The following is a 13,564-nucleotide window of genomic DNA, read 5'->3' as shown; positions in this document are numbered from 1 at the left end:
CAGAATTCTTACAAGCTTTTTAAAACCCGAAGCGTGTTCTGGACATGCTCTAGTGGCTTGGTCATAGAGTTAAAAGAATAGCGCACCTGGCCCTGCCGGTCTATGACAAAGGTGGCACGGCCCGGAATGAAGCCCAACGTCTTTCCCACCTTGAATTGTTTGCGCACCTGTCCCCCTTCGTCTGCTAAGAGAATAAAAGGCAGGTTGTGTTTCTGGGCAAACTTCCCGTGCGAAGCGGCATCGTCTGAACTAACGCCCACCACTTCGGCACCCAGGTCTTTGAAGTCTTCGTACTGGTCCCTGAAAAAGCAGGCTTCTTTGGTGCAGCCGGGTGTGTCATCTTTAGGATAGAAGTACAACACCACGTTTTTCCTGGCCAGAATATCTGACAAACGCACAAGTTCACCGTTTTGGTTGGGCAACTCAAAGTCTGGGGCTTTATCTCCTTCTTTTAACATGAATCATTTAGCTAAGGGTGACCGCACGTGCGGGAAAGCAAATTAAGCGAATCAGGCGAGTTTCCTTCTTTATGGAATCTAAGTTTTAGCAAGTTCCTCTTATTTGTTTTCGCTGGGTTTGGAAAACAGTTGAATGACGGATAATAGATCCCCATAAACGAAAGCGCCTCTCCTTTTTAAGAGAGGCGCTTTCGTTTATGGGGTTTCAAAGCAGGTTTAAGAGAAAAAAGCTTAAAACACCCTTATACTTCTTCGGCTTTCAGTTCTTTTAGTTCCTTCATGGGGCGAAGGAAGAAATCATTAAGTGGCTTCACGGCTTTCATGGCTGCCAGGCACTCGTCAAATAGTTTCTCACTGGTTACCACTTCATCGGTGAGCATGTAGGTGGTGTTCCAGCTCTTGTGCCGTAGCAAGTCAATAGCAGGATTATCACTGTCATATCCTTTTGGGATGGTTTTTAGTTTTTCACCGGTTAAACCCGCATAGTATTTCTTGAAAGCAGGGGCGTTAATTATCCCTTTCAGTTCATCATAGTTGTAATCAATTTCCTGTCGAATGGCCTTCAATTCTGGGGCGGGAGGCATCCAAACACCGGCGGCCAGGAAAGAGGCATCGTTGGGGCTGATGTGCAGGTAAAACCCGGGATAGATGGTTTTACGGCCGCCCTCGGCCATGTAAGCGCAGATATGGTCTTTGTAGGGGCGTTTGTCATTGGAGAACCGCACATCGCGGTAGATCCGGAACATGAGGTCTTTCGGTTCTTGTCCTTCCAGAGCGGGCTCAAACTGAGCGGCGGCTGGCAGAAGGGTTTTTAGGAAAGAAATAAAGTCCTGTCGGGCGGCTTCATACCGGGTTCGGTTTTGCTCAAACCAATCGCGCTGATTGTTCAGGCGCAGGTCACGGATAAAATCTAAGGTAGAGGGGTCTAAGTGTTTTTTCATGGATCTCTTAAGAAAGGCTGGTGCCTTGGCCAGAACAAGTGCGTAGCAAAGTAAGTTCTGCTAGGTTTTCTTCCAAACCAACTGCCAAGCCAAACCACCGAGCTTCTAAAAAGATAAACGAAAACAGCGTTACCTTCTTGCAGACTTTTCAGATAAAAGTAGCAAAAGCACTCAAGCGTAGCCTAGACACGCATGATGTGTAAAGCCCTGCACACCTAAGAAACTATGAATGGGTTATAAACTGAGGTAAAAAAAGGAACGATGATAATTACAGGGGAAGTTACTTGGAACTGCTATTCCCCATCACGTACATTTCCTCAAGCGTTGGATTCACGCTACCGCCTTCAGGCTCCAAGGTCACTGCAAAGGCCTGGGCTTCCTCAATAGATTTCATCCGGTGCAGCGTACTGTCAGTGGTCTTGACTACCCCGGCATCAATGGGTTTCCCTTGGGCCAAGGCCCAAAGTTGGTATTGTTTACCCGTGGGAGCGGCCGGAAGGCTGGCGGCATCAAAGTACACTTCTTTCGTAGCCTGGTTCCAGAACACAGTGGCTTTGGCTTCGGGGTGCTGGGTAACGCCAGCCAGTTTTACCATGACGGTTTGGGGGTTGCGCAACACGCCCAGCATGTTCTCAGACTGCAAGCTCCGGTTCTCCAGCTGATTTACCTGTAAGGCATATTGCCGGGTGGTCTGCTGGGCACTTACCAACTCCTCACGTGTTTCGCGTAAGTTACTGTACAAGTACACGTTGGTAGCGGCACTGATAAGTAAAAGCACCACGGCGGCTATCTGCCACCAGCGGCTACTTCCGGTGCCTGGTTCTTGATGCTGCTCAAATGAATTCAGCGGAATCACCTTTGCCGCCGGTGCCCTTTGGGTTCCAGAAGCAGTGGTGCTAGCCTTTAATTGACGTAAGATTTGATCTTCTAATTCAGGGCGAGGGGCTCTGGCATGGGTCAGCGCGTAGGCTTCCATGGTCCGCAGGCATTCCTCCAGGGCGGCGTGCACTTCTGGGTGCTGGGCGGCCATGCGCTCCACCTCCACACTTTCTAAGGAAGTGAGCCCACCGGCTGCGTACAGCTCCAGTACTCCTGAATCTATGTACTCCTGTGTATTCAACGCTATTTGATTAATTTGCTCAAAAATTTGATGGCCATCCGGGCCCGGGTCTTCACGGTTCCAAGCGGAATGTTCAGCTCTTCAGCCACCTCACTTTGGGTGAAACCGTTAAAGTACATCAAATCTATGATTACTTTCTGATCTGGGTTCAATTGCTCTGTCATTTCTTGCAACCCAATGTGGTCTGGTTTAATGCCATCGCTGCTCACCATGTGAGACGTGACGGTGTTTTCCATGGGTTGCGTTTTTGAACCTACGCGATATTGCTTTGAGCGGATTTTATCAATAGCCAGATTTCGGGAAATGTTTAGCATCCAGGTGAAAAGCCTTCCTTTCTGCTCATCGTAGGTTGGAAACGCGGTCCAGATCTTCACAAAGCTTTCCTGCAACACGTCTTCGGCCACCTCTTCCTGCTTTACAATGCGAAGGATCACCCCGTAAAGCGCGGCCGAGTAGTTACGGTATAGAAGAGTGACAGCTCGTTGGTCTTGTGCTCGCAGTTGCGCAACCAACTCCTCTTCAGAAGTAATATTCAATGTTGAGTCCAACAAGTAAATTTTTAGGCCTATAGGCAGTTGTGACTGAAGCAGGAAGGGGGAAAGTTCCCTCCTTTACGTAACTCTTTTAACACGGTTAGGTAGAATATGTTTTAAAGAGACAGATCATCAGTAAATGTTAAGAACGTATTTTTACGGATAACAGGAAGGCAAGTTATTCATCCTTATGTTTAATTACTGCCATTCATAAAAAATAAAATCATGCCTATTCAAACGGTCAATCCATATACCAACACAATAGAGAAAACATTTGAGGCGGCCACTCCGCAGCAAATAGAAGAAACCCTGCAAACGGCAGACGCCGCGTTCCAAGCCTGGCGCAAGACCTCTTTTCTGCAGCGCTCTACCCTCATGCAACGCGCCGGCGATGAACTGGCCGGCAACACAGATTATTACGCCAAAATTATTTCTCTGGAAATGGGTAAGCCCCTGGCCCAGTCAAGGGCCGAGATAAACAAATGCGCCATGGTCTGTCACTACTATGCCCAGCACGCCGAGGTATTTCTACAGGACGAAAACATCAGAACCAGTGCGGTTCATAGTTTTATCTCTTACGAACCGCTAGGAACGGTGCTGGCCGTCATGCCCTGGAACTTCCCCTTCTGGCAGGTGTTCCGGTTTGCCGCCCCGGCGCTCATGGCCGGCAATGTGGGCTTACTCAAGCACGCCTCCAACGTACCCCAATGCGCGCTGGCCATTCAGGAGGTGTTTGACAAAGTAGGCTTCCCCAAAGGGTGTTTCCAATCCATCCTCATCGGGTCCAAGGAGGTGGAGCAGCTCATCAAAGACAACCGCGTGAAAGCGGTGACTCTCACCGGTAGCGAGGGCGCCGGGGCCAAGGTGGCCTCGGTGGCCGGAAACGAGATCAAGAAAACGGTGTTGGAACTAGGGGGCTCCGATGCCTTTGTGGTCCTAGCGGATGCCGAGGTGGAAGCAGTTGCCAAGAAAGCGGCCAATGCACGCCTCATCAACACGGGTCAGAGCTGTATTGCCGCTAAACGCTTCATTATAGAGAAACCCATTGCCGAGGAGTTTTTAGCGGCTTTTGCGAAAAACCTGCAGAAAAAGAAAACAGGAAACCCTCTGGAGGACGAAGACATTGACTACGGCCCTTTGGCTCGCGTAGACCTGGCCCAGGAACTCACCGATCAGGTGGAGCGCTCTGTCGCCGCCGGAGCTAAGCTGTACCTGGAAGGCGGACAACCCGACCCAGAGAAAGCCCTCTTCCACCCTGCCATCCTTACTGATATCAAACCGGGGAACCCGGCCTATGAAGAAGAGTTCTTTGGCCCGGTAGCCTTGGTGTTCATTGCCGAAGATGCAGAAGACGCCATCCGGATCGCCAACGACTCTCCTTTCGGGTTGGGTGGTTCCATCTGGACGAGCGACATCAAACGGGGGCAGGAACTAGCCAGGCAGATTGAAGCAGGCGCTGTTTTTGTAAACGCCATTGTGGCTTCTGACCCGGCTTTACCTTTTGGGGGCGTAAAAAAATCAGGTTACGGGCGTGAGTTGTCTTATCTGGGTATAAGGGAGTTTGTAAACCAGAAAACCATCTGGGTAGACGCTCCTCAGGAGTAACCTAACAGTTTGTAGGTGACATACCCCACCCACTCATGGATCAGCTGCGACCATTGGGTCAACGCCTCTGGATTGGGGATGAGCAGGTCATCCAGATGGAAGCTACGATCGTGGGTCTGGAAGTCGGCAGGGAACGTGTCGGGTTTCAGGCCCACTTTTTCAAAACAGCCTTGCGCGCGGCGCATGTGAAACGCCGAGGTAATGAGCAGTAACCTTTCTAGTTGTGGTTGGGTTTGCAAGAGCTCTTTGGTGAATTGGGCATTCTCGCGGGTGTTGCGGCTCCGCTCTTCTAAAAGAATGTCTTGGGCGGGCACTCCGGCATACAGGGCTGTTTGCTGCAGGTTGCTGGCCTCAGTTTTCGCCACCTCTTTGATGGCCCCGGAGCCTCCTGAGATGATGATTTTCTTTAGCTTGCCCATTTTATAGAGTTGGATGGCATCCAGAATCCGCTCGGCTCCCTCTCCATAATGCACCCGGTCATGAGGAGCTTTGTTCACCTCGGTCACGCCTGTGAGCACAATACCGGCATCATACTGGGGCACGTCTTTCATCAACACCGCCTGGGGCTCCCAGGCCAGCCACACCTCATTGCTCAGGAAGGGATTGGTAAAGAATAGCAAAAGGAAGAAAGCCAACCGGAAGAAAAGCTTCTTTTTAGCCTGGTTTCTGAAAAACAGCCCTAAAAGAAAAAGAGCGACAATCCAAAGGATGGGAGAGGCAAGATACTGGAGCAGCTTGGACAGCAGAAAGAACATGTCTGATTGAAAATAGCCACAAAACCCGTTGGGCCTTATTAGGAGCCACTAGTTTGTGTGGAAAGGGTACTTTGAAAAACTACCCAAAGAAACGCCTGATCACCCAAAGCACCAAACTCAGCACCAGGCTAAGCAGGAGCATGGTGGTGAACGGAGCGAACACCTTGAAGCCGGGCCTTTCCACCCGCACATCGCCGGGCAGGCGCCCAAACCAATCCATGCGGGGGCCTACCAACCAAACCACCAGCCCTATCCCTACAATGATAAGACCAACTAATACCAAAAATTTTCCAATTGGCTGCATCTTTTCTTAGCTTTAGTGACTCTATATAGGCGAGGATAAATAAATCATTATAAGGTGTTCCCCCTGCGTTGTTCTTTTACGGAAAGTAGCCTAATTCGCTTTCGGTTATGCATGTTGGTGCTACTAGTATGGGTTATCGGAGCTCAGAAGGCTCTTGCCCAGTTCAATTTCCAAGTTTCCCAAGTACCCGTTACGGGTCCTCAAAGGGTGAGTCTTGCCACTACTCGCCCAGATTACAACGTCTCACTCAAAACCAAAACTATTCCGCCGCCACAACCCAGCGTTTCGCAGGCAAGGTTCAAGGTTTTGAAAGACAGTTTGCAGCAGCTGCAACAAGCTTCGGGTGCTTTTTCCAGAAAAGATGGTGAAACCAAGACCTTAGGAACAGCAAGGCCACCGCACGTAGAGATGGGTTTCTTAGGGCATCATCTTCCCGGAGTCCCTAATGATGATGATTTAGCCATTTCCACCTCAGGGATTATTGTAAGCGTGATGAACGGCCGAATGGCTATCCATTCTGAGACCGGGGAACTGCTTAGATCGCAACCGCTTTCTTACCTTACCGATGCACCAGCTGCGATAGGGTTTGACCCGCACGTCTTGTATGATCCAAAGCAGGATAGATTTATTATCGTCTTCCTGACCGGGCACGTAGCTGAGGCCAGCCAGATTCATATTGCCATATCAGCCACTCCTGACCCGGCAGGCTCCTGGTTTTCTTACCGGCTCAGCGGCAATCCTCTTCAGGATGGCACCTGGGTTGATTTCCCAGCATTGGCCCTCACCGAAGATGATCTTTTTATCACCGGCAACACCTTCACCAATGGCTCTTCCCAGAATTCGGGTTTTAAACAATCTGTGATTTGGCAAGTAAACAAACGCAAGCTGGTTTCCGGGCAGTCCTTGACTACGAGTGACGCCCGCTTGTACCATGGCATATCCCAAAACGGGCAAGCCCTTTTCAACCTTACTCCGGTTAAAAGCAGCAGTGGCCTGGCCAGTTTACCTCTCCATTTTCTTTCCAATGACGCCATAACCGCCCGCCATTCTACTAAATTATGGCTGTTGCAGCTTACCTCTGCTTTAAGCGATCCTTCCCCCGAGTTAACCTTGAAAGAATGCCTCGGTCTTGGACCTTATACCCTACCTCCAAATTTGCGGCAAAAGAACTTCTCTTCTGGTATTGACCGGAACGATGCTCGGGTGTTACAGGCCTTTCAGCACCAAGACAAGATCCAATTCGTCTTTAATGCCCTCAACACCTCTGATAACAACCCCCGAGCCGGCATTCTGTACGGGCAAATCACCGAACTCTCCTCCGCCCAGCCAAGGGTCCAAGCCCAGCTACTTCCAGAAATAAAAGATGCCGCTTTTCCAACGCTCGTGTACATGGGCACGAAGGAGGAAGACCATTCCGCTTTAGTAGTATATGGCTACACCTCTCCAATGGATTTCCCGGGTCTTTCCGCTGTCTTCGTGGATTCTGAGGGAGCATTTTCTGATCCGGTGCGGGTAAAAGAAGGCGAGGATTTTGCCGCCATTTTAGGAGACTACACGGGAATCTGCCGTCAGTTCAACAAGCCTGGGGTGGCTTGGGTCCAAGGCTGCATTACAGTCAGTACGGGTTTAGGGGGAGGAGGAGACAGACAGCCTTACCTTTCCAAATTGGTGAACCCCACCATTTTGAATACTCCAACGCCAGAACCACTTTCTAGAGCCAAGGTCTATCCCAACCCCTCCGTCCATCAGGTGACACTTACCTTTAACTTAGAAAAAGCGACTCCACTCACCATTTCGCTGCATACGCTGCAAGGCAAAACAGTTTCCATCTTGTTAGTTGAGCCAGTAAGGGCGGGTGAAAGCACCTTTCGCTTCAACACAGCCTCACTTCCAAACGGCGTGTACCATTTATCTGGTACAACAAACCAGAAAACCATCATCTTTCAAAAACGAATAGTTGTCCAGCATTGATTTAAAGTGCTTGGTTGAAAGAACTGTTTAAGTAGTGATTTTTGAAAAACGAAGCCAAAAACAAAAAACTGCCGCTACTTTCTCCACCTTCAAAACAGGCATTTGCTTTACCAATCTGTCTTTCTTACTCATTGAAATTGGTAACTAAAACAAGGAAGGGCTATCTTGATGACCTGAACTCCTGTATTAGTTAACTATCAATTTTTAATCCTCCTCCTATGAAAGCTGTTGGAATTATCCCTGCTCGTTATGCCTCTACCCGTTTCCCCGGCAAACCTTTAGTGATGCTAGACGGCAAATCCATGATCCAACGGGTGTACGAACAAGCGCGGAAAGCCGAATTACAGGAAGTGTTGGTAGCCACAGATGATGAGCGCATCAGGGAGCATGTGCTGGGTTTTGGCGGAAAGGTCATCATGACTTCATCCCATCACCAAAGCGGTACAGATCGGTGTTACGATGCCTATACCCAGTTGGAGGAAGCCTTTGATGTGGTAGTCAATATTCAGGGAGATGAGCCTTTTATCCAGCCTGAGCAGATAAACAAAGTGCTGGGTTGCTTTTCTCAGGCAGAAGCCCAGATCGCGACCCTGATCAAACCAGTGGTGTCACAGGAAGAACTTCTGAACCCGAACAGCCCTAAAGTAGTGGTAGGTGCCCAGCAGCAAGCCCTGTATTTCAGCCGCCATCCAATTCCTTACCTTAGAGGAGCAGAGCAGCAGGAGTGGCTCTCCAAGCAGGCGTACTTCAAACACATTGGTATTTACGGCTACCGGAGCACCGTGCTGGCCCAACTTACCCAATTGCAGCCTTCCAACCTTGAAAAAGCAGAATCACTGGAGCAACTGCGGTGGCTGGAACACGGGTTCAACATCATCACTGCCGTTACTGAGTTGGAGACCATTGGCATTGATACTCCTGAAGACGTAGACAAAGCCTTACTGCATCTCCGGGAGGAAAAGTAAGAGCGACTGGTGCCACCTTCCCCCTTCCTTTAAAGAGAAGGTGACGCCAAGAGGTGGCATGAATCAGCCGCCCGATTTTTTGGCTTTGTACCCCTGCTCTATCAATAATTGTAGGACCTTGTCTCTAAAATCGCCTTGGATGGTGATTTCACCGTCTTTGGCGCTTCCGCCCACGCCGCACTTGGTCTTCAAGGTTTTGCCTAAGGTTTGAAGATCGGCATCTTGCCCTACAAACCCGGTCACCAACGTAACCTGTTTGCCGCCGCGGCTCTTTTTGTCTAGCTGTACCCGCAGGTTCTGCTGTTGCGGAGGAAGGGTTTGGGTTTCTTCTTCCTGCTGGTACTCGTATTCAAAATCTGGATTGGTGGAGAAGACCACCCCATCCCGGTTCTTTTTGTTTTTGCTCATGTTTCTATGATTTAGCCCCTAAAGAGGCAACTACTTCTAACGATTTCGGGAACATCTGAACTTCAAATTCCTGTGCCTGCCCTATATACTCGCCATCGGCATGGAAATACTGGGGTGCCTCGCTTTGCACATATACGGTAGAACAGGTATGAAACTCCGCTAAATCAGAATGGGCAATTTGCTTCGTCATTAAGCCGTAGCCTAATTGAATGGCTTCCGCCACGCCCACGTGCCGGATGAGGCAAATATCCATCAGGCCGTCCTGTATGTCGGCCATGGGGGCAATGTAAGCGTTGTTCCCGTACTGGGAGGCATTGGCAAACGCCACCACAAAGAAGTCTGAGGTGAGCTCCCGTCCGTTGATGGTAACGGTAGCAGCACTGGCTTTAAAGGTCCGGAACTCCCGTATCACCAATTGAATGTAGCTGCTCAAACCGCGTTTGGTGCTCTTGGCAAACACTGAACTGACCAGCCCATCAAACCCAATACCCGCCGTGCAGAAAAATGGGTGTCCGTTGATAGAGCAGGAATCAATCTGGTGAAAGGAAGGCGTATTCAATAAAGCCAACGCCTGAGGCAAAGCCAAAGGGATACCCAGATGGCGGGCCAAGCCGTTTCCTGAACCCTTTGGCAAAATACCCAAGGCCGTGGATGTATTCCTTAGTCCCCGGGCCACTTCGTTGACCGTCCCGTCCCCTCCTACTGCCACTACTAGCCGGGCTCCGTTGGCGGCCGCCTGTTTCGCCAGATCGGTGGCGTGCCCTGCACACTCCGTGAACACAACTTCGGGTACCCAGCGGGAAGTATCCAGGTGTTCCGAGATCAAATCAGGCACGGAGACGTTGCTTTTCACCCCTGACTTGGGGTTAAGGATAAAACAAGCTTTCTCCGGGGCAGTTGTTTGTTCCATTGTATCGGGTTCTTTGAAGCACAGCCCATCCTTTTGCTGAGTAGTCTGTGGACGATGAAAGGGTGAACCACCCTTTAAGGCGGGTTCTTTTTTTAGGCCATTTTGGCAAAATTAAACAAAAAAAGTGGTGCCACCGGAAGGCAGCACCACTTCAATATCTCTGGTTTGGCAGGAATTAACCGATACGGGAAATCAAATCTGCAGCACGGTTTGAGTAACCAAACTCGTTGTCATACCAGCCTACTACTTTTACCAAAGTACCGTTAGCAGCCGTCTGCTGGGCATCAAAGATGCAAGAGTGCGGGTTACCTACGATATCAATAGAAACGATTGGATCCTCAGTATACTCCAGGATGCCTTTCATTTCGTTCTGAGCAGCTTTCTGCATGGCAGCGTTGATCTCAGCTTTGGTTACTTCTCTTTTCAGGATGACCGTTAAGTCAGTCAAAGAACCATCCGGAATAGGAACGCGCATGGCCACGCCGTCTAACTTACCGTTCAGGTGCGGCAATACCAACCCTACGGCCTTGGCAGCACCGGTTGAGGTTGGGATGATGGAAACCGCAGCGGCACGGGCTCTACGCAAATCGGCGTGAGGGGCATCCTGCAGGTTCTGGTCAGCGGTGTAGGCGTGAATGGTGGTGATGTAGCCTTTCTCAATCCCGAAAGCTTCGTCCAACACCTTGGCCATTGGCGCAAGGCAGTTGGTGGTACAAGAAGCATTGGAAACGATTGTTTCTTCACCGGTTAAGATTTCTTCGTTCACCCCTAATACTACCGTAGGGATGTTTCCTTTGGCTGGAGCAGAAATTACTACTTTCTTGGCACCAGCCTCTAAGTGCCCACCGGCACCTTTTTCATCCACAAAACGTCCGGTAGACTCTAATACAACGTCAACCTCTAATTTACCCCAAGGCAAGTTCTTTGGCTCACGCTCTGCGAAAACCTCAATGCGGTTTCCGTTTACGGTAATGCTTTGTTCATCAGCAGAAACGGTTCCGTTGAAACGACCGTGAACTGAATCATATTTTAATAAATGAGCAAGGGTGGCATTATCGGTCAGGTCATTGATCCCTACCACTTCTACATTTTCGTGCTCTATCAGAGTCCTAAAGGTAAGACGGCCGATACGGCCAAAGCCATTGATGGCTACTCTTATTTTCTTAGACATTTTACTTAAGGTTTTGTTCTTGTTTAACGGTGGCAAGTTACATGTTCCGACAGGCAAAACAAACTAAAAATTTACCGGCTCATTTTGAGCTAATTACCGTTTAAACGCATTTTTTTTAACAAGGATGCTTGTCAGAAATAAAACCGCCCTCTATATTTGCATCATCAAAACGGAATAATGGTCCGTTCGTCTAGGGGTTAGGACACCAGATTTTCATTCTGGTAACAGGGGTTCGATTCCCCTACGGACTACATAGTTAAAACATAAATGCCAGTAAGACAGTGTCTTTCTGGCATTTATGTTTCTGGTGCGTACGTATATACGTACAACTTCTTCTTTCCTCCTCTGCTTAATTAGCTTTTATAAACTTATTTAAGGCGGCATAATTCATTACGTCGCCTTTCCCCTTTACACAGAGTCAGTCAACTTGAAAAGGATATCTTACCATTGATTCAATTCCAAAGAGAACTCTGACCTATTTAATACCCTACAGAAGTCACACCTTCTAGACACATTATTCCCGCTACAGTCTCTTCATATGGAAAAGTAGGATCAGGCAATCAAACGAGGAAAGTGGTATTAGCAAGTGATCAACTTCTGGGCCTCCCGGAAGCTATGGAATAGTTAAGCAGTTTTCCCGCTGTTACATTTGGTAGGGTCATAAGGAGGGGGAGGCTTTTAATCCAAAGGGTAAGGCAAGTGGCTATAAGATTTACAGCAGCTTGAAGGGGGTATGCCAGCTACACTGTGAGGGTGTAAGTACTATTTACCTGATGTAAGACTGCATTATTTTGTACTTCCAAATGGAGCAAGGCTTGATGGATCTCGGAAGAAATGAGCAAATTGAATTAGATGAAGTTTCGAGGTCCTGATCCTCCAAGCTATAGAGCCTTTCCTAACTTATTAAGGAGTAGAGCTGGTTTGAAGAACTTCAACGGACTTAACAATTCTCCCACATAGAGGCGGCGGAAAAGCTGAACATTCCCCTGGGCACCCTTAAAACAAGGGTTCGCCAGGCCTTGAAAACCCTTCGCAGGGCCATGGTGGGGCAAGAGGCGAGGCTGCGTAAGCAAGTGGTGGGAACGGCTCCCGATGCCATTGGCTCCCTGAGCCGCTCCCCACTTAGCACTTTTAATTGTTCGCCTTTACTTATCAACCAGTTCTTTGCGAATACGGCTCAGCGATTCGGGAGTGAGCCCCAGGTAGGAGGCGATCATCCAGAGTGGCAGACGCAGGGAAAGAGACGGATAGGTCTCTATGAAACCCACATAGCGCTGCTCGCCGGTTTCGCTCAGGTGACTGATTAGCCGCCTTTGAAAGGTGCGGAGGCTATTCACCTGCAGACTGCTCAGCAACTGTGGTATATTAGGGACAACCCGGTTCAGCTCCTCAAAGAAAGAAGTGTCAATGGTTACCAAATCAGTAGGCTCTATGGCATCTATGTAAAAGATAGCTGGCTCTTTTCTAAATAAACTGACCTGTTCGGCAATCCACCAGTTCTCAGGCGCAAATTGGATGATGTGTTCCTTGCCCTTGGCGTCAATAACATAACTTCGCAAACACCCCTTCAACACAAAGCCCCCGTACAGACAGACCTCCCCCATCCGGAGCATCATCTGCCCTTTCTCCAGGTGCCGGATTTTCAGGAAGGGCTTAAGCTGGGATAGCTGCTGCTCATTAATGGGCAGCTTAGAACGCAAATAATCAAAGAAAGCCTCTGCCATTTTTTAGGAAGGTTTATATAGTGGGTTACTCGCCAAAGCTCCTACGGGAATTCCATGTTTTGGGCAGGTATTACCCTAGGCTTATGTGGCCAATTGCAAAGGAGAAACGCTTTGCTCAAGCAGGCTACCTATTTCCCATCTAAAGCCAGGCTCCCGATTTCTTAACATACATCAAGGCACACGCCTCAGAATCTCCCCAACTTTGTAGCACAAGATAAGAAAAAACTAAAACCCAAAATTTTAACCCTATGGAAACGCAAACCATCACCCCTACAAGAAGTTCTTCCAAAGCATTGAACATTACCCTTTGGATCGCCCAAGTGCTATTGGCCGGCATGTTCCTGATGTCAGGCTTTATGAAAGTAGCACAACCTATAGATCAACTCTCGCAAATGCTGCCTTGGGCCAGTCAGGTGCCTGCCGGACTGGTTCGGTTCATCGGGGTAAGTGAGGTATTGGGAGGCTTGGGATTGATACTTCCGGCCCTGCTCCGCATCAAGCCCCAGCTTACCGTGTGGGCAGCCCTTGGCCTGGTGGCCGTGATGGTTTTAGCCTCTATCTTCCATGCCTCAAGAGGCGAGTTCTCCGCCATCGGGATGAACGTTATCCTTGCCCTGATCGCAGCCTTCATTGCTTGGGGAAGGTCTAAGAAAGCCCCTATCCACCCAAAAGCCTAACCTATCAGCAAGGGTAAGGAAA

Annotated in this window: 14 protein-coding genes and 1 tRNA gene; 5 read left to right on the top strand and 10 right to left on the bottom strand. The window is 49.2% G+C overall.

What is annotated here, in order from left to right:
- Window positions 1-8: 8 nt before the first annotated feature.
- The 4 genes from ACW9SV_RS18685 to ACW9SV_RS18670 all read right to left on the bottom strand — a co-directional run bounded on the left by ACW9SV_RS18685 (window position 9) and on the right by ACW9SV_RS18670 (window position 3,067).
- A complete protein-coding gene (locus ACW9SV_RS18685; RefSeq protein ID WP_479558286.1) occupies window positions 9-458 on the bottom strand; it encodes a peroxiredoxin in 450 nt (149 codons plus the stop codon).
- A 242-nt stretch (window positions 459-700) separates the two neighbouring features.
- Entirely contained in the window at window positions 701-1,399 is a 699-nt protein-coding gene (locus tag ACW9SV_RS18680) for a DUF2461 domain-containing protein (protein ID WP_479558285.1), read from the bottom strand.
- Between the two features lie 280 nt (window positions 1,400-1,679).
- Window positions 1,680-2,519 carry an anti-sigma factor gene (locus tag ACW9SV_RS18675; RefSeq protein WP_479558284.1) on the bottom strand — a complete coding sequence of 280 codons (840 nt, stop codon included), beginning with the start codon at window positions 2,517-2,519 and terminating at the stop codon, window positions 1,680-1,682.
- Window positions 2,520-2,521: 2 nt separating this feature from the next.
- Window positions 2,522-3,067, bottom strand: a complete 546-nt coding sequence (locus tag ACW9SV_RS18670; protein WP_479558283.1) for an RNA polymerase sigma factor — start codon at window positions 3,065-3,067, stop codon at window positions 2,522-2,524.
- 210 nt (window positions 3,068-3,277) lie between these two features.
- Between ACW9SV_RS18670 and ACW9SV_RS18665 the strand changes: the two genes are divergently transcribed.
- Window positions 3,278-4,657, top strand: coding sequence for an NAD-dependent succinate-semialdehyde dehydrogenase (locus ACW9SV_RS18665; RefSeq protein ID WP_479558282.1), 1,380 nt, complete (start codon window positions 3,278-3,280; stop codon window positions 4,655-4,657).
- Here ACW9SV_RS18665 and ACW9SV_RS18660 read toward each other — a convergent pair.
- Window positions 4,648-5,412: a YdcF family protein gene (locus tag ACW9SV_RS18660; RefSeq protein ID WP_479558281.1), complete on the bottom strand. Its 765-nt coding sequence runs from the start codon at window positions 5,410-5,412 to the stop codon at window positions 4,648-4,650. The two genes, ACW9SV_RS18665 and ACW9SV_RS18660, sit on opposite strands and share 10 nt — an antisense overlap.
- 79 nt (window positions 5,413-5,491) lie before the next feature.
- Window positions 5,492-5,716 carry a DUF2905 domain-containing protein gene (locus ACW9SV_RS18655; protein ID WP_479558280.1) on the bottom strand — a complete coding sequence of 75 codons (225 nt, stop codon included), beginning with the start codon at window positions 5,714-5,716 and terminating at the stop codon, window positions 5,492-5,494.
- 111 nt (window positions 5,717-5,827) lie between these two features.
- On the opposite strand from ACW9SV_RS18655, the gene ACW9SV_RS18650 reads away from it, so the two are divergent.
- Window positions 5,828-7,687 (top strand): T9SS type A sorting domain-containing protein, encoded by a 1,860-nt coding sequence (locus ACW9SV_RS18650; RefSeq protein WP_479558279.1) that lies wholly within the window; start codon window positions 5,828-5,830, stop codon window positions 7,685-7,687.
- Window positions 7,688-7,905: 218 nt separating this feature from the next.
- Window positions 7,906-8,652: a 3-deoxy-manno-octulosonate cytidylyltransferase gene (gene kdsB, locus ACW9SV_RS18645; protein ID WP_479558278.1), complete on the top strand. Its 747-nt coding sequence runs from the start codon at window positions 7,906-7,908 to the stop codon at window positions 8,650-8,652.
- 63 nt (window positions 8,653-8,715) lie between these two features.
- On the opposite strand, the gene ACW9SV_RS18640 is transcribed toward kdsB, so the two are convergent.
- The 3 genes from ACW9SV_RS18640 to gap all read right to left on the bottom strand — a co-directional run bounded on the left by ACW9SV_RS18640 (window position 8,716) and on the right by gap (window position 11,141).
- Entirely contained in the window at window positions 8,716-9,060 is a 345-nt protein-coding gene (locus ACW9SV_RS18640) for a translation initiation factor (RefSeq protein ID WP_479558277.1), read from the bottom strand.
- A gap of 4 nt (window positions 9,061-9,064) precedes the next feature.
- On the bottom strand, window positions 9,065-9,970 hold the full coding sequence (locus tag ACW9SV_RS18635; protein WP_479558276.1) for a diacylglycerol/lipid kinase family protein: 906 nt from the start codon (window positions 9,968-9,970) through the stop codon (window positions 9,065-9,067).
- Window positions 9,971-10,145: 175 nt separating this feature from the next.
- The gene (gene gap, locus ACW9SV_RS18630) at window positions 10,146-11,141 is read right to left on the bottom strand and encodes a type I glyceraldehyde-3-phosphate dehydrogenase (RefSeq protein WP_479558275.1); all 996 of its coding nucleotides are present in this window, start codon (window positions 11,139-11,141) and stop codon (window positions 10,146-10,148) included.
- Window positions 11,142-11,320: 179 nt separating this feature from the next.
- On the opposite strand from gap, the gene ACW9SV_RS18625 reads away from it, so the two are divergent.
- Window positions 11,321-11,392, top strand: a tRNA-Glu gene (locus ACW9SV_RS18625).
- 894 nt (window positions 11,393-12,286) lie between these two features.
- On the opposite strand, the gene ACW9SV_RS18620 is transcribed toward ACW9SV_RS18625, so the two are convergent.
- Entirely contained in the window at window positions 12,287-12,865 is a 579-nt protein-coding gene (locus ACW9SV_RS18620) for a Crp/Fnr family transcriptional regulator (protein WP_479558274.1), read from the bottom strand.
- A 248-nt stretch (window positions 12,866-13,113) separates the two neighbouring features.
- Here ACW9SV_RS18620 and ACW9SV_RS18615 point away from each other — a divergent pair, with 248 nt between their 5' ends.
- Window positions 13,114-13,542 carry a DoxX family protein gene (locus ACW9SV_RS18615; RefSeq protein ID WP_479558273.1) on the top strand — a complete coding sequence of 143 codons (429 nt, stop codon included), beginning with the start codon at window positions 13,114-13,116 and terminating at the stop codon, window positions 13,540-13,542.
- The last annotated feature ends 22 nt before the right edge of the window (window positions 13,543-13,564 follow it).

This window comes from Rufibacter sp. JT20002 (assembly GCF_056491185.1).
The sequence above is the reverse complement of the archived record's forward strand: the minus strand, read 5'-3'. Positions and strand labels throughout refer to the sequence as shown.